Annotated in this window: 25 protein-coding genes; 19 read left to right on the top strand and 6 right to left on the bottom strand. The window is 70.6% G+C overall.

Annotated elements, in window-relative coordinates; genetic code table 11:
• The first annotated feature begins 18 nt into the window (after positions 1 to 18).
• Positions 19 to 414, top strand: a complete 396-nt coding sequence (locus tag ACWEBX_RS09895) for a VOC family protein (RefSeq protein WP_451884399.1) — start codon at positions 19 to 21, stop codon at positions 412 to 414.
• On the opposite strand, the gene ACWEBX_RS09890 is transcribed toward ACWEBX_RS09895, so the two are convergent.
• Entirely contained in the window at positions 408 to 770 is a 363-nt protein-coding gene (locus ACWEBX_RS09890) for a DsrE family protein (protein ID WP_451884398.1), read from the bottom strand. The two genes, ACWEBX_RS09895 and ACWEBX_RS09890, sit on opposite strands and share 7 nt — an antisense overlap.
• 155 nt (positions 771 to 925) lie before the next feature.
• On the opposite strand from ACWEBX_RS09890, the gene ACWEBX_RS09885 reads away from it, so the two are divergent.
• From ACWEBX_RS09885 to ygfZ, 6 genes are all read left to right on the top strand, one after another.
• Positions 926 to 1,678 carry a hypothetical protein gene (locus tag ACWEBX_RS09885; protein ID WP_451884397.1) on the top strand — a complete coding sequence of 251 codons (753 nt, stop codon included), beginning with the start codon at positions 926 to 928 and terminating at the stop codon, positions 1,676 to 1,678.
• Positions 1,675 to 2,604, top strand: coding sequence for a hypothetical protein (locus ACWEBX_RS09880; protein WP_451884396.1), 930 nt, complete (start codon positions 1,675 to 1,677; stop codon positions 2,602 to 2,604). Before ACWEBX_RS09885 ends, ACWEBX_RS09880 begins: the two co-directional genes overlap by 4 nt.
• A gap of 89 nt (positions 2,605 to 2,693) precedes the next feature.
• Positions 2,694 to 3,614: a hypothetical protein gene (locus ACWEBX_RS09875; RefSeq protein WP_451884395.1), complete on the top strand. Its 921-nt coding sequence runs from the start codon at positions 2,694 to 2,696 to the stop codon at positions 3,612 to 3,614.
• Between the two features lie 263 nt (positions 3,615 to 3,877).
• A complete protein-coding gene (locus tag ACWEBX_RS09870; RefSeq protein WP_451884394.1) occupies positions 3,878 to 4,453 on the top strand; it encodes an FABP family protein in 576 nt (191 codons plus the stop codon).
• 76 nt (positions 4,454 to 4,529) lie between these two features.
• Positions 4,530 to 4,955: a Fur family transcriptional regulator gene (locus ACWEBX_RS09865; protein ID WP_355759844.1), complete on the top strand. Its 426-nt coding sequence runs from the start codon at positions 4,530 to 4,532 to the stop codon at positions 4,953 to 4,955.
• 43 nt (positions 4,956 to 4,998) lie between these two features.
• Complete coding sequence (ygfZ, locus tag ACWEBX_RS09860) at positions 4,999 to 5,964, top strand: CAF17-like 4Fe-4S cluster assembly/insertion protein YgfZ (RefSeq protein WP_451884393.1); 966 nt, start codon at positions 4,999 to 5,001, stop codon at positions 5,962 to 5,964.
• A 49-nt stretch (positions 5,965 to 6,013) separates the two neighbouring features.
• Here the strand turns inward: ygfZ and dtd are convergent, their stop codons facing one another.
• Positions 6,014 to 6,439 (bottom strand): D-aminoacyl-tRNA deacylase, encoded by a 426-nt coding sequence (gene dtd / locus ACWEBX_RS09855; protein WP_451884392.1) that lies wholly within the window; start codon positions 6,437 to 6,439, stop codon positions 6,014 to 6,016.
• A 194-nt stretch (positions 6,440 to 6,633) separates the two neighbouring features.
• On the opposite strand from dtd, the gene ACWEBX_RS09850 reads away from it, so the two are divergent.
• The 3 genes from ACWEBX_RS09850 to ACWEBX_RS09840 all read left to right on the top strand — a co-directional run bounded on the left by ACWEBX_RS09850 (position 6,634) and on the right by ACWEBX_RS09840 (position 9,986).
• Positions 6,634 to 7,287 carry an RsiG family protein gene (locus ACWEBX_RS09850; protein ID WP_451884391.1) on the top strand — a complete coding sequence of 218 codons (654 nt, stop codon included), beginning with the start codon at positions 6,634 to 6,636 and terminating at the stop codon, positions 7,285 to 7,287.
• Positions 7,288 to 7,468: 181 nt separating this feature from the next.
• Positions 7,469 to 8,545 (top strand): asparaginase, encoded by a 1,077-nt coding sequence (locus ACWEBX_RS09845; protein WP_451884390.1) that lies wholly within the window; start codon positions 7,469 to 7,471, stop codon positions 8,543 to 8,545.
• 121 nt (positions 8,546 to 8,666) lie between these two features.
• The gene (locus ACWEBX_RS09840; protein WP_451884389.1) at positions 8,667 to 9,986 is read left to right on the top strand and encodes a GNAT family N-acetyltransferase; all 1,320 of its coding nucleotides are present in this window, start codon (positions 8,667 to 8,669) and stop codon (positions 9,984 to 9,986) included.
• Positions 9,987 to 10,149: 163 nt separating this feature from the next.
• Here the strand turns inward: ACWEBX_RS09840 and ACWEBX_RS09835 are convergent, their stop codons facing one another.
• The gene (locus ACWEBX_RS09835) at positions 10,150 to 10,335 is read right to left on the bottom strand and encodes a hypothetical protein (protein ID WP_037622368.1); all 186 of its coding nucleotides are present in this window, start codon (positions 10,333 to 10,335) and stop codon (positions 10,150 to 10,152) included.
• A 290-nt stretch (positions 10,336 to 10,625) separates the two neighbouring features.
• Here ACWEBX_RS09835 and ACWEBX_RS09830 point away from each other — a divergent pair, with 290 nt between their 5' ends.
• Positions 10,626 to 11,459, top strand: a complete 834-nt coding sequence (locus tag ACWEBX_RS09830; protein ID WP_451884388.1) for a winged helix-turn-helix domain-containing protein — start codon at positions 10,626 to 10,628, stop codon at positions 11,457 to 11,459.
• Here ACWEBX_RS09830 and ACWEBX_RS09825 read toward each other — a convergent pair.
• The gene (locus ACWEBX_RS09825; protein ID WP_382792264.1) at positions 11,449 to 11,643 is read right to left on the bottom strand and encodes a hypothetical protein; all 195 of its coding nucleotides are present in this window, start codon (positions 11,641 to 11,643) and stop codon (positions 11,449 to 11,451) included. The two genes, ACWEBX_RS09830 and ACWEBX_RS09825, sit on opposite strands and share 11 nt — an antisense overlap.
• A 188-nt stretch (positions 11,644 to 11,831) precedes the next feature.
• On the opposite strand from ACWEBX_RS09825, the gene ACWEBX_RS09820 reads away from it, so the two are divergent.
• The 5 genes from ACWEBX_RS09820 to ACWEBX_RS09800 all read left to right on the top strand — a co-directional run bounded on the left by ACWEBX_RS09820 (position 11,832) and on the right by ACWEBX_RS09800 (position 17,659).
• A complete protein-coding gene (locus tag ACWEBX_RS09820; RefSeq protein WP_451884387.1) occupies positions 11,832 to 12,716 on the top strand; it encodes a GntR family transcriptional regulator in 885 nt (294 codons plus the stop codon).
• Positions 12,716 to 13,453, top strand: coding sequence for an HAD family hydrolase (locus ACWEBX_RS09815; protein WP_451884386.1), 738 nt, complete (start codon positions 12,716 to 12,718; stop codon positions 13,451 to 13,453). Before ACWEBX_RS09820 ends, ACWEBX_RS09815 begins: the two co-directional genes overlap by 1 nt.
• A 270-nt stretch (positions 13,454 to 13,723) precedes the next feature.
• Positions 13,724 to 14,767 (top strand): phosphotransferase, encoded by a 1,044-nt coding sequence (locus ACWEBX_RS09810; RefSeq protein WP_451884385.1) that lies wholly within the window; start codon positions 13,724 to 13,726, stop codon positions 14,765 to 14,767.
• A gap of 39 nt (positions 14,768 to 14,806) precedes the next feature.
• Positions 14,807 to 15,436 carry a TetR/AcrR family transcriptional regulator gene (locus ACWEBX_RS09805; protein WP_451884384.1) on the top strand — a complete coding sequence of 210 codons (630 nt, stop codon included), beginning with the start codon at positions 14,807 to 14,809 and terminating at the stop codon, positions 15,434 to 15,436.
• A gap of 90 nt (positions 15,437 to 15,526) precedes the next feature.
• On the top strand, positions 15,527 to 17,659 hold the full coding sequence (locus ACWEBX_RS09800) for a HelD family protein (RefSeq protein WP_451884383.1): 2,133 nt from the start codon (positions 15,527 to 15,529) through the stop codon (positions 17,657 to 17,659).
• Positions 17,660 to 17,840: 181 nt separating this feature from the next.
• On the opposite strand, the gene ACWEBX_RS09795 is transcribed toward ACWEBX_RS09800, so the two are convergent.
• Positions 17,841 to 19,130, bottom strand: a complete 1,290-nt coding sequence (locus tag ACWEBX_RS09795) for a hypothetical protein (protein ID WP_451884382.1) — start codon at positions 19,128 to 19,130, stop codon at positions 17,841 to 17,843.
• A gap of 197 nt (positions 19,131 to 19,327) precedes the next feature.
• Here ACWEBX_RS09795 and ACWEBX_RS09790 point away from each other — a divergent pair, with 197 nt between their 5' ends.
• The 3 genes from ACWEBX_RS09790 to ACWEBX_RS09780 all read left to right on the top strand — a co-directional run bounded on the left by ACWEBX_RS09790 (position 19,328) and on the right by ACWEBX_RS09780 (position 20,929).
• Positions 19,328 to 19,840, top strand: a complete 513-nt coding sequence (locus ACWEBX_RS09790; protein ID WP_451884381.1) for a helix-turn-helix domain-containing protein — start codon at positions 19,328 to 19,330, stop codon at positions 19,838 to 19,840.
• Positions 19,841 to 19,895: 55 nt separating this feature from the next.
• On the top strand, positions 19,896 to 20,483 hold the full coding sequence (locus tag ACWEBX_RS09785; protein WP_451884380.1) for a hypothetical protein: 588 nt from the start codon (positions 19,896 to 19,898) through the stop codon (positions 20,481 to 20,483).
• A gap of 116 nt (positions 20,484 to 20,599) precedes the next feature.
• On the top strand, positions 20,600 to 20,929 hold the full coding sequence (locus ACWEBX_RS09780) for a DUF2516 family protein (RefSeq protein ID WP_451884430.1): 330 nt from the start codon (positions 20,600 to 20,602) through the stop codon (positions 20,927 to 20,929).
• 399 nt (positions 20,930 to 21,328) lie between these two features.
• On the opposite strand, the gene ACWEBX_RS09775 is transcribed toward ACWEBX_RS09780, so the two are convergent.
• Entirely contained in the window at positions 21,329 to 22,657 is a 1,329-nt protein-coding gene (locus ACWEBX_RS09775; protein WP_451884379.1) for a PP2C family protein-serine/threonine phosphatase, read from the bottom strand.
• Positions 22,658 to 22,845: the final 188 nt, after the last annotated feature.

Genomic DNA, 22,845 nt, shown 5'->3' with positions numbered 1-22,845 from the left:
GGAGCGGAAAAGGCGTCTATGTCGCGTACGAGGTTGTCCACCGTGGTGTTCGACGCACCCGACGCCCATGAACTCGCCGGCTTCTACCAGAGGCTGCTCGGGTACGAGGTGCGGTCGGAGGAGCCCGACTGGGTGCTCATCGGCCCGCCCTTCGACGGGATCGCGCTCGCCTTCGAGACCGAGCCGCACTACACACCGCCGGTGTGGCCCGCGGGCCCCGGCGACCAGCGGATGATGCTCCATCTCGACATCGAGGTCGACGACCTCGCCGAGGAGACCGCCCACGCCGTGGAACAGGGCGCCCGGCTCGCCGAGCAGCAGCCCCAGGACGACGTAAGGGTGCTGTTCGACCCGGCGGGCCACCCCTTCTGTCTCTGGGTGGACACGCGCACGCGGCGCAGACGAGGTCAGTAGACGAGCGCCTGCGTCCCGTCCGTCATCGCCTCCTGCACGAACACCTGCGCACCCGCGATCCGCACGCCCTCCAGGACGTCCTTCTCCGTGATGTCGCGCCGGGCCGCGCACTGGGTGCACAGGGTGATGCGCCCGGCCGCCAGGATCGAGTCGATCAGATCGGGCAGCGGTGCCGCGTGCGGCAGCTCGAACTCGGCGGCGCGGCCCGGCAGCGCGAACCAGGAGGACTCGCCGGTCAGCCAGAGCGAGACCTCGACGCCACTGGCCACGGCCACCGCCGCGACGGTGAACGCCTGTGAGCAGCGCTCCGGGGCGTCGGTCCCCGCCGTCACCTTGATCACGAGCTTCTTCGCCATGGCCGCCATCGTAGTCCGAATCGTGATCGACACCGGTGCAACCCCATGTACGGACCATGAGTCTCCTGTGCGCGGATATGGAATCCGTGCTTCACCTTCTGTGGGGGGACGTCTTGGTAGTACCCGAAGAATCCGAATCACCGGAAAGACCGAGCGTGTCCGATGACACGCCGATTGTCGATCCGGGTACGACGTCGGACGCCCCGTCAGGGCCCAGGCCCCGTCGGCGAGGTCGTACGACGCTGCTCATCGCCACGGCCGCCGTGCTCGGTCTCGTCGCCGGTACCTGCGCCGGATTCCTGGTCCAGGCCCACCGCGAGCCGACCCGGCTGCCTTCGCTGTCACAGCCGGTGCTGACCCGCGCGAAGGGCCCCGCCCCCGAACCCCTGTCCGCCGCCCAGGACCACCGGGTGAAGACAGACGGCGACCTTCGCAAGCTGCTGATCCCCCGGCCGAAGGGCACGAAGGTGCCCGACTGGGCGCCGGAGACGGACGGTTGGCTTGACATGGCCGGCTACGCGGGCGAGCTGGAGCACTCGGACCGTGTGTTCGACCGCCTCGTCGGACAGGAGTTCCGGCGGGCCGCCGGCGCCACCTGGACCGAGACCTCCACCCGTAACGTCACCGTCCGGCTGGTGCAGTACCGCCAGGAGGAGGACCTCGTCGCCGAGGGCCGGGCCCACGGGTGGAAGACGGACGACACCCGCGGTTGGCCCATCACCAGCGGGAGCGACGGGACGGTCTATCTCTTCAAGCCCGAGCGCAAGGCGGGCTATCTGCCGCTCTACAAGGCGGGGGCGACCGCCGCGCGCGGTGACATCGCCATGGAGATCTGGATCTACGACTCCAAGCCGATCACGAAGTCGAAGATCATGGATTTGGCCAAGCGGCAGTTGGAGCGGCTGTGAACGAGCAATCCGAGAACCCTCAGGGCGCGGAGCCGGCGAAGCCCGTCGAACTCGCTACCGTGCAGGCCGCGTCCGAGCCGGCGCCTTCCGAGCCGGTATCTCCTGAGCCGACGTCCTCCGAGGTGACGCCTCCCGTGCAGGCCGCGTCCGACGCGGCCGCACCAGTACCCGAGTCCGGCAGGAAGCGCGCCCGCCGTGGCCGTATCGCCGCCGTCGCCGGTGCCGTGCTGCTCGTCGGGGCCGTGATCGCCGGCGGCGCCTGCACCGTGGTGACCGTGCGGGACGCCGACCGTGACGCGGGTGCGCCGTCCTGGAAGTTCCCGAAGTCCGCGAGCGGTGCGGTCGAGGAAGCCAAGCCCGCGTCCTCGCTCGCCGGCATGCTCGTGCCCTACGACGCCGGCCTGAACCGTGGTCCGGACATCGCCGAGTTCGGCTCCGAGGCGGTGCTCAGCGGCGGTAAGGCCGAGGCCCTGCGCAAGGAGGCGGTCCGTGATCTGCCCCGTTCCCGGCGGCGCGAGATCGAGAAGCGGATCGACGACCAGCACACCATGGGCATGGCGATGCGCAGCTACCTCGTCCTCGGCACCGCGCGGAAGGGTGAGGGCCCCTACGACGTCGAGATCGAACTGGCCCAGATCCAGGACAAGCGGGCCGTCCGGAACATGTCGACGTTCCAGAACGAGTTCTTCGACGCCCTCCAGATCTTCCGTGCCGGACCGAAGGTCGAGGGCCACAAGAACGCCAAGTGCTTCCTGTCCCCCAAGGACAAGAAGAGGAATCTCGACACGATGATCTGCTCCGCCTACCAGGGCGACGTGCTGGTCGGCCTGACCGCGTCAGGGACCGGTTCGATGGACACCGAGGGGGTCGCGCGACTGCTCCGCATTCAGCTCGACCGCATCCAGGAGCCGGGGGAAGCGGTATGACCGAGCAGACGAGACAGACACCGGCCGAGGACTTCGAACCTGAAGCAGGGTCGCGGGCCGAATCGCGGTCCGTCGAACCGGAAGCCGAAATGCAGGCAGACGAACCGCAGACGGCCGAACGACAGGCATCCGAACCATCGGCCGGGCCGGAGGCCGTGGTGCCTCCGCTGCCCGAGGCGCCGCCCGAGACCGCCGCGGTCGAGGGTGTGGCCGTCGAGGTCCTGGCTTCCCCGGTCAAGGTCAGGAAGGACCGTCGGGTGCTGCGCGCCGTCCTGCGCTGGACGGCCGCGGCCGTGGTCTTCGCGGCGGTCGGCTCGGCAGCCGCGTACGGCATCACGGGCATGGAGCGCACCGACGTACCTGGTCTTGCGACGAAGTCCGACGGCCGCTGGGACTATCCGGTGATCGTCAAGCCTCCGCTGCCCTCCGGCAGCCCGGGGCCGTTCGCCGAGTCGAACAAGGCGGGCTCCCACTACGCCGACCTGCGTGAGCTCCTGCTGCCGGCCCCGAAGGGCGCGAAGGCCGACGCGGCACTGCGCGGCGGGGACGGCTGGCTGGCGCGGAAGGACTTCCTGGCGCACTACGCGGAGCGGGGTGACCAGGAGACGGTCGGCAGGCTGCTGACCGACGACGCCGTGCGGCACATCGCCGCACGCGGCTGGACCACCGCCGACGGCACGTACACGCGGATCTTCCTGCTCCAGTTCGACACCGCCGCCGTCGCGGAGAACCTGATCGTCCAGGACCTGGCGAACTACGACTCCGCCGCGCTCGTGCTGCGCGGTGCCGCCCTGACGGAGCGGGACGAGGCGTTCCCCGAGCGCGCCAAGGTCGACCAGATCACCCGGTACGCGTACACGGAGAGCAGGCCGTACGGCGCCGAACAGGTCCGTGAGGCGTATCTGTCGGCCGGTGACGTGGTCGCCCTCGTCGTGCAGTCCCGCAAGGGCACCGCGCGGGAGATCCCCTTCCAGCAGACGGTCGTTCTGCAGAGCCAGCTCCTCGGCTGAGCGTGACGGGTCCGGCAGGACCCACCTGGAAGAGAGGGCCGGGCCCCAGCCGCGTAAGCTGGGGCCCGGCTTTTGTGTACTCCCCCATCTCGGCTGTGCCCGAGCGGGGACCCCGTTCCGCTCACCGAGGAGCACCCGCGTGGAGATCTTCTTCGAAACCCTGCTGGCCCTGGTCTGCGTCGGCGTGCTCGCCTTCGCCGCGCTGACCGTGAAGAAGCTGTACCAGGGCCAGCGCTGACCCCCACCAAGGAACTGTTCAGCTCATGATCGAGATCCCGTCGGACCTCCACAAGGACCTGGTCCCCCTTGTCTTCCTGCTCGGCGACTGGGCCGGAGTCGGTGTCCACGACTTCCCCGGCTCCGAGAAGTGCAACTTCGGGCAGGAGGCCAGCTTCACGCACGACGGGCGGGACTTCCTCGAGTACCGCTCGCACAGTTGGGTGCTCGACGAGAACGGCGAGAAAGTCCGGCCGCTGGAGACGGAGACCGGCTTCTGGCGCGTCGACGCCGACCGCAAGGTCGAGGTCGTGATGACCCGCGACGACGGCGTCGTCGAGATCTGGTACGGCGAGCTGGCCGACAAGAAGCCGCAGATCGACCTGGTCACCGACGCCGTGGCCCGTACGGCCGCCTCCGGCCCCTACAGCGGCGGCAAGCGTCTGTACGGCTATGTGAACAGCGACCTCATGTGGGTCGGCGAGAAGCAGACCCCCGAGGTCGAGCTGCGCCCCTACATGTCCGGGCACCTGAAGAAGGTCGTCACCCCGGAGGACGTCGAGCGCTGGGCCAAGGACCTGCCCGACGACATGCCGGACGACGGGATCGCCTTCTTCAAGTAGGACCCCGCCGCGCGCTCCCGGGCCGTCCTGCCGTTCCCCAGGGCGGCGTCCACGGGAATGGACCTAGACTTCCAGTGTGGTGAGCACCGACTGGAAGAGCGACCTCAGGCAGCGCGGCTACCGGCTGACGCCTCAGCGCCAGCTTGTCCTCGAAGCAGTGGACACCCTGGAGCACGCGACCCCCGACGACATCCTCGGCGAAGTGAGGAAGACGGCGTCGGGGGTCAACATCTCCACGGTCTACCGGACCCTGGAGCTCCTGGAGGAGCTCGGGCTGGTCAGCCACGCCCATCTGGGACACGGCGCGCCGACCTATCACCTGGCCGACCGGCACCACCACATCCACCTCGTCTGCCGCGACTGCTCGAACGTCATCGAGGCCGATGTCTCCGTCGCCGCCGAGTTCACCGCGAAGCTCCGGGAATCCTTCGGCTTCGAGACGGAGATGAAGCACTTCGCCATCTTCGGCCGCTGCAAGGACTGCCAGGACCTGCAGAAGTGACAGAAATAAAATCGGCGACCGCTCGGTCGTAGTGTGTATGTCCATGAAGAGTTCCCTCCTGTCCCTGCCCGGCGCCGTTCCCGCCGAGGGCGTGGACGAAGGCGTCGCCGCCCACTACGGCGACCTGTTCCGTGAGCAGCGTGCCCTCGCCGACGGCGTCGGCTTCGTGGACCTCTCGCACCGCGGTGTCGTCACCGTCACCGGGGACGACCGGCTGGCCTGGCTGCACCTGCTGCTCACCCAGCACGTCACCGACCTCCCGGCCGGCCAGGCCACCGAGGCGCTGATCCTCTCCGCGAACGGCCACATCGAGCACGCGCTGTACCTCGTCGACGACGGCACGACGGTGTGGATGCACACGGAACCCGACACCCAGGACGCGCTCGTCGCCTACCTGGAGTCGATGAAGTTCTTCTACCGGGTCGAAGTCGCCGACCGCACCGCCGACTTCGCGGTCGTCGAGCTGCCGGCCGGTTCGATCGCCGAGGCACCCGAGGGCGCCGTCGTCCGCGAGACGCCGTACGGCCGTGATCTCTTCCTGCCGCGCGCGGACCTGGACTCCTGGGCGGAGAAGGCCGGACCGCCCGCCGGGCTCCTCGCCCACGAGGCCCTGCGCGTCGAGCAGCACCGGCCCCGCCTCGGCTTCGAGACCGACCACCGCACCATCCCGCACGAGCTGGGCTGGATCGGTACCGCGGTGCACCTCCAGAAGGGCTGCTATCGCGGCCAGGAGACGGTGGCCCGCGTCCAGAACCTGGGCAAGCCCCCGCGCCGCCTGGTCTTCCTCCACCTCGACGGCAGCGAGGTCGTCCTGCCTCCGCACGGCACCGAGCTGCGCCTCGCGGACGAGGACCCCGCCGGCCGCACGATCGGCTTCATCACCACATCCGCACGCCACCACGAACTCGGCCCGATCGCACTGGCCCTCGTGAAGCGCAACGTGCCGGTGGACGCCCCGCTGATGGCGGACTCGACGGCGGCGGCACAGGAGGTCGTGGTCGAGCCGTAGGGCTCACCTCTCCGGAGCTCTAGGGCTCACCTCTCCGGAGCCGCAGGGCTCACATCTCCAGAAGGACGGTGAACGGGCCGTCGTTCGTCAGGGAGACCCGCATCTGGGCGCCGAACCGGCCCGTGGCCACCGTGGCGCCCAGGGCGCGGAGCTGGGCGACGACCTCGTCGACGAGGGGCTCGGCCACATCGCCGGGGGCGGCCGCGTTCCAGGTGGGGCGGCGCCCCTTGCGGGCGTCCCCGTACAGCGTGAACTGGCTGATGACGAGCAGCGGCGCGTCGATGTCGGAGCAGGACCGCTCGGCGGCCAGCATCCGGACGGACCAGAGTTTGCGGGCGAGTTGGGCCGCCTTCTCCTTGGTGTCCTCGTGGGTGACCCCGACGAGGACGCACAGGCCCTCGCCGCTGATCTCGCCGACCGTCTCGCCGTCCACGACGACGCTCGCGCCGTCCACTCTCTGCACCACCGCACGCATGCGGACCATGATGCCGTGTCATGGCTGCGTCGCGTGGTGCGGGCCCTTCGCGTGATTTTCCGGGGTAACCAACCCGCCATCTGGGGCTGATCGGGTCACTCGGTCACATAGCGGCCATCTGGGGTGGCACCATGCGGGGTGTTGCGGTCCGGCCGTTGGGCGGACCGCGCCGGTCGAGGGGACGGTAGAGGTACATGAGCACATCGAGGACCGGGCAGACCGGAGCCGTGTCATTGACCCGTACGAGCGCACGGGCGGAATCGATGACGGCCCGGACGCCGGTGCAGCGCACCGACAGCGGCCCGCTGGCCGTCGATCCTGCCCCGGCCGGCATCACCGTGCTCCGCCTGCCCGAACTGCGGACACTGCGCCGGGACGCCCAGCGGGACGAGGCCGACCTCAGCTATGTCCGGCGGCTGCTCCAGGGACGTATCGACATCCTGCGCGCGGAGCTCGCCCGCCGCGGGGAGCGCCGGATGCCCGCCACGGCCTCCGGACACCTCTCGCCCGTGGACAGGGGGAGGCCCTCGGTCGTGGAGCGGCTCTCGGAGATCCTCACTGACGCGCCGGCCCGGTACCGCTCCTCGGCCCGTCATGTGACCGTGGGAACGCCGCACGGCGAGGAATACCGGGCACTGGCCGCCGACATGCTCGCCGAGGTGGAGCTGTCGGACCTGGAGGCCCGTACGGACGACGAGCTGAGCGCGGGACTCGGCCGTCTCGTGCGGTACGAGCAGCAGGTCTCCCGGCAGCGCCAGCAGCTCCAGCACACGGCCGACGATTGCAGCGCCGAGATCGCCCGCAGGTACCGTGAAGGGGAAGCACAAGTAGACGACCTGCTCATGTGACGTGGCGGCCCCGGCGATCCCGGGGCCGAGGGGCGCGCCGGCATCCACGAGGCGCGCTTCCGCTCCGCGCGGGCGAGGGCGCCGCCCGGGGCACGACCCGGCCGCCGCCTTCCGAGCGGGTCCCCGTTCCGGAAGGCCACCGCCGATGTCCGCAGCCCCCCGCACGCCCGAAGGCTCGCCCATGTCCGACATACCCGACGGCACTCAGGGTGCACCGGGCGCCCCGAGCACGCCCCGTACGGCTCGTACGCCCGATACGGCTCCCGGCCCCGAGCGGACACCCCGGCCCGGCGCGTCCGGTGCGACCGGCCCATCCGGGACGCTCCCGGTGCTCGCCGAGGTCGTGCGGTCCGGCTTCGTCGAGGGGCACCACCGCGGCAGCCTGGTCGTCCTGGCCGCGGACGGCACGGTCGAGCTGGCGCTCGGCGAGGTGACGGCACCGGTCTTCCCGCGCTCCTCGAACAAGCCCATGCAGGCGGCGGGCATCCTGCGCGCGGGCCTGGACCTGGCCGCGGAGCGCCTCGCCCTGGCCGCCGCCAGCCACTCCGGCGAGATCTTCCACCGTGACCTGGTCCAGAAGATGCTCGTCGAGCACGGGCTGGACGCCGGACAGCTCCAGTGTCCGCCGGACCTGCCGCTGGACCCCGTCGAGGCCGAGACCTACCTCGCCTCCGGTGCCGTCCGCGACCGGGTCACCATGAACTGCTCCGGCAAGCACACGGCGATGCTCGCGGTGTGCGCGCAGCGCGGCTGGTCCACCGAGTCCTACCTCGATCCCGGGCACCCCCTCCAGCAGCTCATCCACTCCGTGGTCGAGGAGGCCGCCGGGGAGCCCGTCGCGGCGGTCGGCACGGACGGCTGCGGGGCGCCCCTGATGGCCATCACCCTCACGGGTCTCGCCCGCGCCTTCCGGTCCTTCGTCCTCGCGGCCCCCGGCTCCGCCGAACGCCGGGTGGCCGACGCCATGCGCGCCCACCCCGAGTACGTCGCCGGCACCCGGCGCCCCGACACCTGGCTGATGCGCGAGGTCCCGGGCGCCCTGTCCAAGATGGGCGCCGAAGCCGTCCAGGCGGTCGCGCTGCCCGACGGCCGCGCCCTCGCCTTCAAGATCGACGACGGCGGGACCCGTGCCCTGGGCCCCGTCCTCGCCCGCGGCCTGGACCTGCTGGGCGTGACGGGCCCGGTGGTGACGCGGATCGGCGCCGCCCCCCTGCTGGGCGGCGACCGCGCGGTGGGGGAGATCCGGGCGGCTTTCTGACCCGGGATCCGGGTGGGCGTTTGTGACCCGGGGATCCGGGTGGGGACGGCCAGGACCGGCCGGGAGGGGCCGTGCGGAAATCCGCGCGACACCCCGGCCGGGGTCCGCCTAGCGTGGCTTCATGACCCCGCACGAAGCTCTCGCCGCCCAGGACGCCAAAGCCGCCGGAGGCACGGGCGCGGCCGCCGACGCCGACGCGATCGACGTACGGCCGATCACCGCCCCCGACCTGCGGGACTGGCTGCGCGCCGTGAAAACGGGGTTCCTGCAGGAGCCGGCCGTCTCGGACGAGGACGTCGAGAACCGCAGATCGGCGTTCATCCCGGGGAGGACCCTGGGCGCGTTCGACGGCTCCCGCTGTGTGGCGACGTTCCGGTCGTTCCCGCAGGAGGTCACCGCGGTCGGCGGGGCGGCCGTCCCCGCGGACGCCATCTCGAACGTGACCGTCTCTCCCACACACCGGCGCCGGGGCCTGCTCACCCGCATGATGACGGCCGACCTGGCGGCGGCGAGGGAGCGGGGCGACGTCGTCGCGACCCTCATCGCCGCCGAGTACCCGATCTACGGCCGGTTCGGCTTCGGCCCGGCCACCACCTCCACCGAGTGGACCGTCGACGTACCGCGCACCGGTCTCGACCCGCGCTGGGCGGGCCCGGCCGACGGCGGCCGTATCGACCTCCTGGACGCCGAGGAGGTCCGCAAGGCGGGACCCGAACTGCACGAACGGCTCCGGCGCGGCCGGCCCGGCATGATCAACCGCGACGCCCGCTGGTGGCAGATGAACACCGGCCTGCTGAGGTTCGCCGGCTTCCCCTGGAAGGAGCCGTTCTACGCCGCCTACCGCTCGGCATCGGGCGAGATCGAGGGCCTTGTCTCCTACACCGCGGACGACGACTGGGGAGACTCCAACCAGCCCCACAACACGGCGGAGGTGAGGTGGCTGCTCGCGGTGACGACGGCGGCCGAGCGCGCCCTGTGGAACTACCTCTGCTCCATCGACTGGATCACCCGGGTCAAGACCGGCCGGCGCGCGCCCGACGACCTGCTGCCGCAGTTCCTCCCGGACCCGCGCGGCGCCCGCATCACCGGCCAGACGGACTGGCTCTGGGTGCGGATCCTGGATGTCGTACGGGCTCTGGAGGCGCGGACGTACGGCACCGCCGGGACGCTCGTGCTGGACGTGAGGGACGAGAGCGGACCGGACGGAGGCCGCTACCGGCTCCAGGCCGCCCCGGACGGTACGGCGACCTGCGAGCCGGTCACCGAGGAGGCGGACCTGTCGCTGTCCATCGCCGATCTGGCGACGCTGTGGCTCGGGGACGAGTCCGCGGTGCGGCTTGCGGCGCTGGGCCGCGTCCGGGAACGGCAAGAGGGCGCCGCCGCTCTGGCCGACGCCCTGCTGCGGACGTCCAGGCGACCGTGGTGCCCGGACATCTTCTGAACGGTGGGTGCCTGTAGGGGCGTTCTCCTTCCGTGCGGGTGGCGGGCGGTTGCTGCGACTGCCGATCCGTAGCGATTCAGTTGTGTGGTGCTGACTGACCGTGCTCCCGGCTCCCCTCCGGAGGGGAGCGCGGTCAGCCGGACTGGCGGACGGTGTCGTCCGCTCAGCCGGACTGGGCGAGCAGCATCACGAGGATCACGGCCCCGATGCCGCTGACGGTGGTGTTCCGGGCCTTGAGCCCGACGGACAGCGCGACGAACGCGATGATGCCCATCGGCCCGTACTCCCACTGGATGAGTTGCTCGAATCCGATGGCCAGGGCGGCGACGGCGAGGGCGACGAGCGGCATGACGGTCCCTCCTTCGGGACGGGGAGGCGGACCCCCGCTGAGGACCGTCCGCCCGGCCACCCGGCGTCCAGGTGGAACTTCGGCGGCCAACCCTCCGGAAGTTTGACCATGTTGTGCAAGTTGGCGACCAACTCACTGTTACTTATCTCCGTGTTGGGACGACTCATAACCACCTATCCGGCAACTGCCCAAAGATGGCGGGAAGTTGTAGTGTTCTGGTTGTGGAGCCGAAGCATGCCGTCGCCAACGGACGGAACAGGTCACCACGGCCGCCGAGGTCACACCGCGAGGTGGCCGACGAGCTGCGCAGCCGGATCAGGTCCGGTGAGCTGCGGGCTGGCCAGCGCATGCCGACCCAGGCCAGACTGGCCGACGAGTTCGGCGTCGAGCGCGGCGCGGTGCGCCAGGCGCTGCGCATCCTTCAGTCGGAGCACCTGCTCGTCAACGTGTCCAAGGGGAGCCCGGCGACGGTCGCGGACCATCCCGAGAGAGCTCTGACCGGGCCACAGGTGCGGCCGCAGTCGACCATGGTGGCGCTCGCCCCGCGGATCACGGCGGCCTTCGAGGTCCCGCACGTGGCGATCGACGCGCTGTGTCTGACCGCGGTGTCGCTCACCCTCGCCATGGGCGAGCCGTTGCGCGAGATTCACGCGGGACGCATAAAACCGGCCAGGGTCGACGTCCGGGTGCTGCTTCCCAGCCGCGACATCGACCTCGCGTTTCCCGCGCCGGTCGACGGCATGGCGGACGACCGCCCGCGGCGTCGCTGGCTGGCCCAGCGCAATGCCCAGGTGCAGGTGCTGCGGCACAACCTGCTGGCGCTGCGGGCCACACACTCCGTCGACGTGCGGGTTTCCTTCCGCGCGCTGCCCTTCACCCCGCCCGTGAAGCTCTACCTCCTCAACGAGGCGGAGGCGCTCTTCGCGTACTACACGCTGGCGCGGCGGGGCGAGGAGATCGACCACGAATACCTGGAGATGTACGACGCCGAGGGCACGCAGTCGATGCTGTTCCCCTTCGGGCAGGGGGTGGGACTGCGGGACACCACGTTCGTGGAACAGTCCCACCTCTGGTTCAACGCGTTGTGGGAGACGATCAGTTCGGAACCACTGATCACGAACTGACGGCCGGTCCCGCCACCAGCAGGGCCAGGACGACGGCTCCGATGGAGCTGCACGTGGGGTTCTTCGCCTTGATCCCGATGGTGAGCAGCAGCAGACCGACGATGCCCGTCGGTCCGTACTGCCATTGGACGAGTTGCTCGAAGCCGACGACGAAGACGGCGGAGAGGAGGGCGATGGCGGGCATGGTGGTTCCTCCTGCTTCTCTTCGGTGACCTGCTGGGGGTGCTGGGTGCCGTGGATGGGTGAGAGGAGGCAAAACTTCCGCCATCTTGGCCAAGTTGGTAACCAACTCTGGTTAGGTTGTCCCCACTTGGTAACTGTCCATAAACAACTTTCGAGTAACTCCCCAAAGATGGGAGAGAGTTGTACCGTTTGGTCGTGACTCAGGAGAACGTTGTGGTGAGTGACAGCAGCAGAAGGCTTTCGCCCCAGGAGATCGCCGAGGTCCTGCGGGAGCGCATCCGCACCGGCGAGCTGAAGGCCGGCGACCGTCTGCCCACCCAGGCGGAACTGGCCGACGAGTTCGGCGTCGAGCGCGGCACGGTCCGCCTCGCCCTGCGCGAGCTCCAGGAAGGCGGCCTGCTCAGCAACGTCAGCAAGGGCAGTCCGCCACGGATCGCGCAGGTCACTCCCAGCCGCAACGGACCGCAGCCGACCATGGTGGGCCTCGCCCCGCGTCTCACCGAGGCGTTCTCCGTCCCCCATGTGCGGATCGACGCGGCCTGTCTCACCGCGGAGACGCTGATGCTGGCGCTCAGCGAGCCGGTGCGCCAGATCCACGACGGAAGGATCCGCCCGGAGCGGATCGACGCCCGGATCCTGCTGCCCAGCCGGGAGATCAACCTGGCGTTCCCCATCTCCGTCGACGACCGAGGCGACGACGACCCGGTCCACAGGCGCTGGCTGGAGCAGCGCAACGCCCAGGGCCACGTCCTGCGCCACAACCTCCAGTCCCTGCGCTCCTCGCACGGCATCGAGGTCCATGTGACCTTCCGCGCCCTGCCCTTCACGCCGCCGGTGAAGCTGTACCTGCTGAACGGGACGGAGGCGCTGATCGCCTATTACATGATCGCCAGGAGGGAGGAGGAGATCTCTGCCGACGAGACGCTGGACATGTACGACACCCTCGGCACCGAGTCCCTGCTCTTCTCCTTCGAGAAGCGGTCCGGCGCGCGGGACACCGCCTTCGTGGACGAGTCCCAGAAGTGGTTCAACGCCCTCTGGGAAACCATCACCTCGGACCTGAAACTCAACTAGTGACTTCTGATACGACGCAGACTGATGCGGTGGCGACACAGACGGAGAACCTGCGGGACACGATCACCCAAGCGCGCTGCGTGCTCTTCGACTTCGACGGGCCGGTCTGCCGGCTGTACGCGGGGCACGCTGCCGAGAAGGTGGCCAGGGATCTGGTCGACTGGCTCGAACGACAGGGGATGCGCGGCCTGTTGACCTCGGAGGAGCGTGAACACCCCGATCCGCTGGTGGTCCTGCACGCGGTCGACCGGCGGCGTCCGCGCAGTGACCTGGTGGCCGAGCTGGAGGCGCGGTTCACCCAGCAGGAGCTGAAGGCGGTGGCCAAGGCCTGGCCCACCGAGTACGCCGACGCGGTGATACGGACCTGGCGGGCCGTCGGCGCCCGGCTGGCGATCACCACCAACAACTCGCCCCGCACGGCCGCCCGTTACCTGGAGAATCGTGGCCTGGCCGAATGCTTCGCACCCCACATCTACGGCCGCACCCAGGACCTGCACCACCTCAAGCCGGACCCCGACTGCCTGAACCGGGCTCTGAAGGCCCTCGGCGCGGAGCCGTCGAAGGCGCTCATGATCGGCGACGCCCCCTCGGACCTGTACGCGGCCCAGCGGGCCGGGGTTCCGTTCCTCGGCTACGCGCGTCACGAGGACAAGGAGAAGCAGCTCCGGGACGCCGGGGCCGAGCATGTGGTGACGTCCATGAAGACGGTGCTGCGGGCTTTGTGGGGTCAGCACTGAGCGCGTCCTGTGCCCCGACCGTGTGAACCGGAAAGAGGTCGCATCGTGGCCCACGGTGGCGTACTCGCTGCTCAGCGGCCGCTTTCCGGATCCGGCTCGTCCGTCCGCTCGGCGGATCAGCGGTATGTACAGCGGGTCTTCTGGAACTATGCCCATTTACGAGGAGCTGAGGAGTACGTTTCTCTCCTCTTTTCTCATCGGTTTGCGGTCACGTGAGAGCGGTCAATGGCACTCGAATCGGCTTCTTTGGCTTGGCGACGAGCCGTTGAGGTGAGTGGCGACGAGGCAGCGGTCGAAGGACCACTCCACGGCTACCACCACGAGACGTATGTCGTTCCGCTGCCGGGCGAACAGGTCCGCTGGAAGTGCCGGGAACCGAGACCCGGGCTGCTGTGGTTCGACCGGCGCTGTTTCGCGTCCGAGGAGGAAGTGCTCGGTGCGCTGCAGGGGCGCATCGCGGGTATCCCCGACCTCATCGAGGTGGCCCCCACCCGCCTCCAGCGGTTCATCGAGGGTGAGACGCTGGGGGCGCGGTACGGATCCGGCAGCCAGATCCCTTCGTCCCTCTTCGGACAAATCGTTTCCCTTTTCGGGCAGTTGGCCCTCGTGAAGCCCGATTCCCTGGCCGCGGAGCGGACATGCACGTCCGACGACCGGGCGGCCGAAGGTGATACCGCCGGGTTTTTGGAGCGGCTCGTCCTGTTCACGGAGAGGCGGGTGTACCAGCGGAATATGCGCAAGTTCGACGGCCTGTTCCGCGACCTGAATCTGCGCGCCGGTTCCTTCGGAAGCCTTCGTCGGCATGTGTCGGGACTGACCCCTCGCCCTTTCTGTCTGCTGCACGCCGATCTGCACCGCGAGAATTTCGTGGTCGACGGAGTGGGCCGGCTCTGGACGATCGACTGGGAGCTGGCGATGTTCGGCGACCCGCTCTACGACCTGGCCACCCACCTCTACCTGATGCGGTATCCGGAGGATCAGGAAGACCGCATGATCGAGCGGTGGTGCGAGACCGTCGAGGGCGTCGCCCCCGGCAGCTCGGCCGGCTGGGAGACGGACCTGCCCAAGCTGCTCGCCTACAAGCGGGCGCAGTCCGTCTTCACCGACGTCATCCGGACGGCTCTGTCGCTGACTGAGGAGCCGGAGGTCGACGAGCGCCTCCTGGTCCGTGCGGGCGGCGGCCTGCAGCGGGTGCTGCACGCCGCGACGGAACCGCTGGGGATCGAGTCGCCGACCGTGGAGGACGTCACGACCTCGCTCGAGAAGTGGTACTTCAAGAGCTACACGCCGGTCGGCGACAAGCGCCGGCCGTGACTCAGTCACCAGCTCCCGGCCATGCGTAGGCTCGTGACCATGAGTGACACCGGACTGCGCGAACGCAAAAGGCGACGGATGTACCAGTCCGTCTCCGACACCGCCATCGGCCTGTTCCTGGAGAAGGGGTTCGACGCGGTGTCCGTCGCCGAGGTCGCGGCCGCCGCCGAGATCTCCAAGCCGACGCTGTTCCGGTACTTCCCGTCCAAGGAGGACCTGGTCCTGCACCGGTTCGCGGACCACGAGACCGAGGCCGCGCGGGTCGTCGAGGAGGGCAGGGCGGCCGGGCGGTCCGCGATCGACGCGCTCCGCGAGCACTTCCTGGACGGACTGCGCCGGGAGGACCCCGTCACCGGGCTCAACGAACATCCCGGCGTTCTCGCCTTCCACCGGCTGCTCTACGGGACGCCCTCGCTGGTGGCACGGATGTACGGGTACCTGGAGCGGTCCGAGGCCGCGCTCGCCGAGGCCCTCGCGGAGCCGCTGGGCGCCGGGCTCGACGCACGGCTCGCCGCCGGACAGATCACGGCCGTGCGCCGCATCCTCGCCGAGGAGAACCTGCGGCGGATCGCGGAGGGGGAGAGCGTGGCCGCCGTACGGCCGGACGCGGTGGCGGCCGCCGAGCGGGCCTTCGCGCAGCTCGCGGCCGGATGTCCCGGGCTGGCCTGACCCGCTCACTCGGGCGGGCCCGCCCTGCCCCGAAAGCATTCCCTGGTTAAAAATGTTACTCGGTTACGTTACTCCGGTACCCTGGATGGAATGACGCCATCCGACCCCACCCGACGGCCTGCCCCGGACCTGCCGCCCGCCCGCTCCCTTTCCCGTTCCCTCTCCCGCGAACGCGCCTTTCACGACACCTGTCGTGCCGCCCTCGCCGCGATGGTCGACGGCGCCGAGGAACAGGTCGTCACCGGCGAGGACGTCTCCGCGTCCGGGGCCGACGCCGAAGTGCTCGGGTACCGGCTGCGCAGCCGGGCCAAGGAGATGCGGGAGCTGCCCCAAGGCCCCCTGTTCTTCGGCCGCCTGGACTTCCAGGACTCCGCGGCGGCGGCAGGCGATCACGCCGGGCAGAGCTATCACATCGGGCGGCTGCGGATCAGGGAACACCCCGCCGCCCCGCCCCTCGTCGTCGACTGGCGGGCCCCCGTCTCACGCGCCTTCTACCAGGCCGGCGCCCGCGACCCCCAGGGAGTGGCCGTCCGCCGCCGGTTCGGCTGGGCCCCCGGCAGCCGCGGCGACTCCGCCGACCTCACGGGCCTCGAGGACGAACCCATCGGGGTGGAGCGGCCGTCACCGGGCCCGCCCCCGCTGGAGGCGGCCGGCGCCGGGAGCGTGGGGGACGAGGCCGCTCAGGGAGGCTCGATCCTCACCGAGGAGATCGAGCGCCCCCGCGTCGGCCCCATGCGGGACATCGCCGCCACCATCCAGCCCGAACAGGACGATCTCGTACGAGCCGATCCGGCGGCCTCGGTCTGTGTGCAGGGCGCCCCGGGCACCGGCAAGACGGCCGTCGGCCTGCACCGGGCCGCCTATCTCCTCTACACGCATCCGCAGCGCGTCCGGCGCGGCGGGCTGCTGATCCTCGGCCCCAACCGCACCTTCCTGTCGTACATCGCGGAGGTCCTGCCCGCGCTCGGGGAGACCGGTGTGCGCCAGTCGACCATCGGGGAGGAGATCGCCCGCCGTCCGGTGACCGGGGAGGACGGCGAACGTGCCGCGGTCGTCAAGCACGACGCCCGGATGGCGCGGGTGCTGCGCCGGGCGCTGTACGGGAACATCGGCGTACCGGACGACGACCTGGCGGTGCCGGACGGCACCTACCGCTGGCGTGTCCCCGTCGCCGTGCTGCGCCGCATCGTGGACGACGTACGAGCCGAGGAACCGCCGTACGACGTGGGCCGGGAGCGGGTGCGGACGCGGGTCGTGCGCCATGTGCGGCAGAAGGCGGAGCTGCGGGGCGGGCCGCAGACGAACGCCTGGGCCCAGCGGATCTCGCGGGCCAGGCCGGTCGGCGCGTACGTCGACGCGGTGTGGCCGCGGGTGCGCCCCGAGGAGCTGCTCGCCCGTCTGCTCACCGACGCCGAGGCGCTGGAGCGGGTGGCCGACGGGATCCTCGACGCCGAGGAGCGGAAGGCGCTTCTGTGGGCGAAGCCGCCTCGGTCGTGGAAGTCGGCGCGCTGGTCGGCCGCCGATCTCGTCCTGCTCGACGAGATCGCCGGGCTGATCGAACACCCCGAGGGATACGGTCACTTGGTGATCGACGAGGCGCAGGACCTGTCGCCGATGGAGTGCCGGGCCATCGCGCGACGGGCCCCCTTCGGGTCGCTGACCGTGCTCGGGGACCTCGCGCAGGGCACGACTCCCTGGGCGGCGCGGGAGTGGGACGAACTCCTGGCGCATCTGGGCAAACCGGATGCCGCCGTCGTCCCGCTGACGGTCGGCTTCCGGGTGCCCGGAGCCGTCGTCGAACTCGCCAACCGAGTGCTGGACCGCCTGGACGTGGGCGTGCCTCCGGCCCGGTCCCTGCGCAGGGACGGCGAGTTGAGGATCCGGCCGGCCACCGACCTCTCGGCCGAGACCGTCGCGGCCGTACGGGAGGCGCTCGCGCACGAGGGGTCCATCGGGGTCATCGCCGCCGACGCCGATGTCGCGAAGGTGCGGGACGCGCTGTGCGACGCCGGGATGAGCGTCGCCGGAGTCGACGAACTCGGCGCCCGGATCGCGGTGCTGCCCGCGAGTCTGGCCAAGGGCCTTGAGTACGACCATGTGGTGGCCGTGGAACCGGCGGCGATGGCGGAGGCCGAGGCGCGGGGCCTGCACCGGCTCTACGTGGTGCTGACCCGCGCGGTGTCCCGCCTGGACGTGATCCACACCCGCCCGCTGCCCTGGTGACCCCGCGGCCGTTCCCGCGGCCCGGCGATTCGGCCGGTTCACCAGGACGGCGGCGGCCGTCGAGGAAGACCGCGAGGCCCACGGCCTGAGCGGGACAGACCGACGGCCGGTGCCCCGCCCAGGCCGCTCAGGCCGCCCAAGCCGTGCTGGGTGCGCTGGCCTCAGGCGCGCCCGCCCCGCACTACTGCCGGGCCGCGCGGCGCCGTACGAACAGGACCGCGCCCGCACCGGCGGCCACGGCTGCGGCCGAGGCACCCGCGAGGGACAGCGCCGGGCCGGATCCGGTGGCGGCGAGGTCACCGCCGGTGGTGGCGCTCCCCGAACCGCCGGTGACGTTCGCTCCACCGCCCGTGCTCCCGGATCCCCCTGTGCTCCCGGATCCCCCCGTGGTCCCGCCTCCTCCGGTGGAACCCGAACCACCCGTGGAGCCGCTCCCGCCGGTGGAACCCGAACCGCCGGCCGAGCCGGTCCCGCCCGTCGAACCGCCGCCCTCGACGTGGAGCAGGATGTCGGCCTTGTCGTTCGCCTTGTTCACGTCGTACGGGCGGGGTTCGGCACTGAGGGCCACCGCCCCCTTGGCTCCCGGCACCACCTTGTCGGTCTTCAACCGGAATGAGTAGGTGTTCACCTTGCCCGCCTCCACCCAGCCCTGCGCGACGTGGCAGGAGTAGGTTCCGGCTGCCGGGGTCTCGCAATGCCCGAGTCCCTTGACCGCGGTCGTACCCGCGGGAATCTTGATCAGGACCCTGGTCGTCACCGGAGGACCCGGTTGGTCCAGCACCCACCCGGGGCCGGCGTTGGTGAACTTCACCCGGGCGTCGACCGTGTCCCCGACCCGGCACTTCAGCTCCGTTCCCGACACCTGGAAGTCGGCCGTGTTCGCCGCGTTCACCCGCACCCGGGCCTCGGCGTGGTCCCCCGAGCCGCCGCCGGACAGAACGGAGCCGGGCCGCTCCACCAGCCGTGCCGCGGGACCGGTTCCGCGCACGGGCTCGTGGGCGAATTCGTCGCCGCCGTCGTCGTAGCTCTTGATGGCGATGTCGAACTGGTCGTACAGCGCCCGGTCGAGGACCTTGAGGGTCAGTTTCTCGGGCGCGTAGACGACACCCGGCTCGACGGCCTGGTCGAACTCGCAGGTCAGCAGGGTTCTGGCCGGCAACTCGTCGTACGAGTTGATGTTCCACCGCACGCAGTTCGAGGGCACGTCGGCGAAATCCAACCCCTGGGTGACGTAGTACGACAGCCAGACCTTCTCCAGCGCCTTGGTGCCCGTGGTGCCGAAGGTGATCGGCGACTCGAAGGTGCTCCCCGGCGTCACTCCGCTGATCGGTGCGATGTTCCCCAGCTCCAGCCCGGTCCCGGAACCGTCGGCCACGGCGCAGGGAGCGCTTCCCAAGCTGATCAGCGCCCCGGCGCCGATGACGCCGACGGCCCGGCGGAGTGTGCGGAGGCTGGGACGGGAGCGGAGCATACGGATACCTCTGGGTTGAAGTGGCGGAGACGCACGGTGAATTGCGGGTCGCAGGTCCCGAACACCAGACAGGCGCAGAGGTCGAACAGTTGTACCGGCGCCGTCGCGATCAGCCGTGGGGTCACGTCCTCGTGGCGTGGCGCACTTTTGCAAGCAGGTGCTTGCAATAGTTAGCGGCAATGAGGCAAGGTGGGGGCATGGCATCGCTCAACGTCGGCAATCTCGGTGAGTATCTGCGGGAACAGCGGCGCACCGCGCAGTTGTCGCTGCGGCAGCTCGCCGACGCCGCCGGGGTGTCCAATCCGTATCTGAGCCAGATCGAGCGCGGGCTGCGCAAGCCGAGCGCGGAGGTGCTCCAGCAGGTCGCCAAGGCCCTGCGGATCTCCGCCGAGACGCTGTATGTGCGAGCCGGCATCCTCGACGCCGAGCGGGACCGGGACGAGGTGGAGACGCGTGCCGTCATCCTCGCCGATCCCACGCTGAACGAGCGGCAGAAGCAAGTGCTGCTCCAGGTCTACGAGTCCTTCCGCAAGGAGAACGGATTCGAGATCGCGCCGGCGGACGAGGCCGGTCACGGCGGCGAGGTGCACGGCACCGACGCACCCGAGACTCAGGACATACCGGACGCCCAGCCTCCACAGGACACCGCCGTCCGCGGCCCCCGCACGGCCGACGGCAGCGATGCCGGTCCGCAGCAGAGCGCGAGCTGACCGCATGCGGATCACCAAACCCTCAGCTGAAAGCGATTACGGGAGGACCATCGTCATGGCCATCACCGACGACATCCGCAAGGCCGCCACGGACCCGACCCCGCTCTACTTCCTCGCCGGCACCGCCGACCTGGCAGTTCAGCAGGCGAAGAAGGTCCCCGGCATCGTGGAGCAGATCCGCGCCGAGGCCCCGGGCCGGATCGACACCGTGAAGAACATCGACCCCAACGCCGTCCAGGAGAAGGCCACCGCCCGCGCCAAGGTGGCGCAGGAGAACCTGCAGGCCAAGGTGACGGAGATCCTCAGCACCCTCGACACCGACCTGAAGAAGCTCGGCGAGTCCGCCCAGGACCTCGCCCTGCGCGGTGTCGGCGTCGCCGCCGAGTACGCCGTCAAGGCGCGCGAGACGTACGAGAAGGTCGCCGAGCACGGCGAGCAGACCGTGCGGACCTGGCGCGGCGAGGCCGCCGAGGAGATCGAGGACTTCGCCATCGCCGTCGAGCCGAAGGCCGAGCCGGTCGAGGTCAAGGAAGAGGAGAAGCCGGCGGCCGCCGCCGAGGACGCCCCCTCCAAGAAGAGCCCGGCGAAGAAGGCCCCGCTGCGCAAGCCGGTCGCCAAGAAGACGACTCCGCCCGCGAAGTAGGCGAGCGAAGCACCACGATTCCGCCGTGCGCGGACGGGCCGGGCACTCTCCGAGTTCCCGGCCCGTTCTCCGGGTACGGTGGCCGTAGAGACGACTCGAACCGGGCGGTGGACATTGTGCTGATGACGGCATTCGGCGGTCTGATGTGGCTGATCTTCACAGCCATGCTCGTGCTCGCCGTGGTGGCGCTGGTGCTGGCCGGGATCGCCCGCGAGGACGCCTACCGCGCCGCCGACAAGCAGAACAAGATGTTCTGGCTGATCATCCTCGGCGTCACCGTGGCGGTGAACCTGCTGGTGCCGATGCTCTTCCTCCAGCTCGCGGGTCTGGTCGCCACGATCGTCTTCTTCGTGGACGTCCGCCCCGCGCTGCGCCAGGTCTCCGGTGGAGGCCGTGGCCGCCGAGGCGGCAGCAGCAGCGACGGCCCGTACAACGGCGGCAGGTAAGCACCCCCGGCGTCCACAACCGCAACCCACCCACATCCGGGATCCGGAGCGCCGGCCCGGCAAACCGCACGAGGCACCCGCAGCCAGGAGCACACGGCCCGGAGTGCCGCGGCCCCCACGACGCACCTGCAGTCGGGCGCGCACGGAAGAAGCCGGCACGGCCCCCACGACGCACCCGCAGTCGGCGATTCGCGGGAGGGGACGTGCCGGTACATCAAATGCCCGCAGGCCGGACGGATCAGCACCCACCCGCACCTCGCAACGCCGGTGGGATCCGTTCGGATGCGGGCGGATGTACCGGCGCGGCCCCGACCCACCCACCGACCGGACCCGCGACCGCCAGAGGCGAGCGCCCGCAACGGGCGACCGCCAGAAGCGACCGCCAGAGGCGAGCGCCCGCTACGGACCCCGGTCCAGCAACAGCACCGCCACGTCGTCCGCCAGCTCCCCACCGTTGAGTTCCCGCGCCTCGTTCACCGCCGCACGCAGCAGATCCTCGCCCTGGAGCCCCAGCGCGAGCTGCCGCCGGACCATGGCCACCATGCCGTCCAGGCCCAGACGTTCCTTGCCCACGCCGGTGTGACCCTCGATCAGCCCGTCGGTGTAGAGCATCAGACTCCACGCGGCACCCAGTTCCACCTGCATCCGCGGCCAGCGGGCGTTCGGCAGCAGACCGAGCGCGGGTCCGTTGTTGTCGTACGGCAGCAGTTCGGCGGCCCGGCCCGGACGGGCGATCAGCGGGGACGGGTGACCGGCCAGGCAGAGCCCGGCCCGGCGCCCGTCCGGCGCGATGTCCACGGTGCACAGCGTCGCGAAGATCTCGTCGTTCTCGCGCTCGTGCTCCAGGACCTGCTGCAGCGTCGACAGGAGCTCGTCGCCGCACAGACCCGCGAACGTCAGGGCGCGCCAGGCGATGCGCAGCTCCACACCGAGCGCCGCCTCGTCGGGCCCGTGCCCGCAGACGTCGCCGATCATCGCGTGCACGGTGCCGTCGGCCGTCCGCACGGTGTCGTAGAAGTCGCCGCCGAGCAGCGCGCGGGAGCGTCCCGGGCGGTAGCGCGCGGCGAAGCGCAGCGAGGAGCCCTCCAACAGCGGGGTCGGCAGCAGCCCGCGCTCCAGGCGGGCGTTCTCCTGGGCGCGGAGCTTGGACTCGGTGAGCCGGCGTTCGGCCTTGTCGGAACGTTTCCGCTCCACCGCGTACCGGATCGCGCGGCTCAGCAGCCGGCTGTCCAACTCGTCGCGGAAGAGATAGTCCTGGGCGCCGACACGCACCGCCTCCGTGCCGCGCTCGGCGTCACCGGACGCGGTGAGCGCGAGGACGGCGTGGCCGGGCGCGAGCCGCAGGACGTGCTTGAGCGTCGCCAGCTCGTCGGCGCCCTCCGCCGCCCGGCCCGGCGCGGGCAGCGCGAGGTCGAGCAGGATGCAGTGGACGTCGTCGGTGAGGAGCCGCTCGGCCTCGGTGAGGTTGCGGGCGGTACGGACCCTGACCGGCTTGCCGGCCGCGTCGAGCATCTCGGGCACACCGAGCGACCCCGCCGGGTCGTCCTCGATGACCAGGAGCGTGAGATGGGTGGTGCCGGGGTTCGGGGTCGTGGTGCGGGCTTCCGGTGCTGTGCCGGCGGGGCCGCCGGTGGTGTCGCCGGATGGGCCGCCGGGTGAGAACACGGCTTGAGCCTGACCACTCTCCACGGCCGGGATCGCTCTCTGCCGCGGTACGGGTACGGGCATCGTCTGGGTTCCTTCCCTCCCCCCGAGGGCGTGGCGGGCGAAGGATCTCGACCCACCGACGGGGACCATAGCGCCCGCCGGTGCCGCAGCGGAATGGCCGACGGCGCGCCGTGGGGCAAAGGGCCACCGTCATATGCCGCATCCCGTAACGCATTTGGACAGGACGCGGTCCCGCCGGGGATGACGAA

It is taken from the genome of Streptomyces sp. NPDC005070 (genome assembly GCF_053600395.1).
The sequence above is the reverse complement of the archived record's forward strand: the minus strand, read 5'-3'. Positions and strand labels throughout refer to the sequence as shown.

What these genes read in the sequence shown, in the direction of transcription:
- ACWEBX_RS09845 (WP_451884390.1), top strand. Translation starts at nt 7,469, where the DNA reads ATGTCCGACATACCCGACGGCACTCAGGGTGCACCGGGCGCCCCGAGC.
- ACWEBX_RS09795 (WP_451884382.1), bottom strand. Translation starts at nt 19,130, where the DNA reads ATGCTCCGCTCCCGTCCCAGCCTCCGCACACTCCGCCGGGCCGTCGGC.
- ACWEBX_RS09875 (WP_451884395.1), top strand. Translation starts at nt 2,694, where the DNA reads ATGCAGGCAGACGAACCGCAGACGGCCGAACGACAGGCATCCGAACCA.
- ACWEBX_RS09840 (WP_451884389.1), top strand. Translation starts at nt 8,667, where the DNA reads ATGACCCCGCACGAAGCTCTCGCCGCCCAGGACGCCAAAGCCGCCGGA.
- dtd (WP_451884392.1), bottom strand. Translation starts at nt 6,439, where the DNA reads ATGCGTGCGGTGGTGCAGAGAGTGGACGGCGCGAGCGTCGTCGTGGAC.
- ygfZ (WP_451884393.1), top strand. Translation starts at nt 4,999, where the DNA reads ATGAAGAGTTCCCTCCTGTCCCTGCCCGGCGCCGTTCCCGCCGAGGGC.
- ACWEBX_RS09895 (WP_451884399.1), top strand. Translation starts at nt 19, where the DNA reads ATGTCGCGTACGAGGTTGTCCACCGTGGTGTTCGACGCACCCGACGCC.
- ACWEBX_RS09890 (WP_451884398.1), bottom strand. Translation starts at nt 770, where the DNA reads ATGGCGAAGAAGCTCGTGATCAAGGTGACGGCGGGGACCGACGCCCCG.
- ACWEBX_RS09775 (WP_451884379.1), bottom strand. Translation starts at nt 22,657, where the DNA reads ATGCCCGTACCCGTACCGCGGCAGAGAGCGATCCCGGCCGTGGAGAGT.
- ACWEBX_RS09870 (WP_451884394.1), top strand. Translation starts at nt 3,878, where the DNA reads ATGATCGAGATCCCGTCGGACCTCCACAAGGACCTGGTCCCCCTTGTC.
- ACWEBX_RS09835 (WP_037622368.1), bottom strand. Translation starts at nt 10,335, where the DNA reads ATGCCGCTCGTCGCCCTCGCCGTCGCCGCCCTGGCCATCGGATTCGAG.
- ACWEBX_RS09785 (WP_451884380.1), top strand. Translation starts at nt 19,896, where the DNA reads ATGGCCATCACCGACGACATCCGCAAGGCCGCCACGGACCCGACCCCG.
- ACWEBX_RS09800 (WP_451884383.1), top strand. Translation starts at nt 15,527, where the DNA reads ATGACGCCATCCGACCCCACCCGACGGCCTGCCCCGGACCTGCCGCCC.
- ACWEBX_RS09790 (WP_451884381.1), top strand. Translation starts at nt 19,328, where the DNA reads ATGGCATCGCTCAACGTCGGCAATCTCGGTGAGTATCTGCGGGAACAG.
- ACWEBX_RS09825 (WP_382792264.1), bottom strand. Translation starts at nt 11,643, where the DNA reads ATGCCCGCCATCGCCCTCCTCTCCGCCGTCTTCGTCGTCGGCTTCGAG.
- ACWEBX_RS09850 (WP_451884391.1), top strand. Translation starts at nt 6,634, where the DNA reads ATGAGCACATCGAGGACCGGGCAGACCGGAGCCGTGTCATTGACCCGT.
- ACWEBX_RS09805 (WP_451884384.1), top strand. Translation starts at nt 14,807, where the DNA reads ATGAGTGACACCGGACTGCGCGAACGCAAAAGGCGACGGATGTACCAG.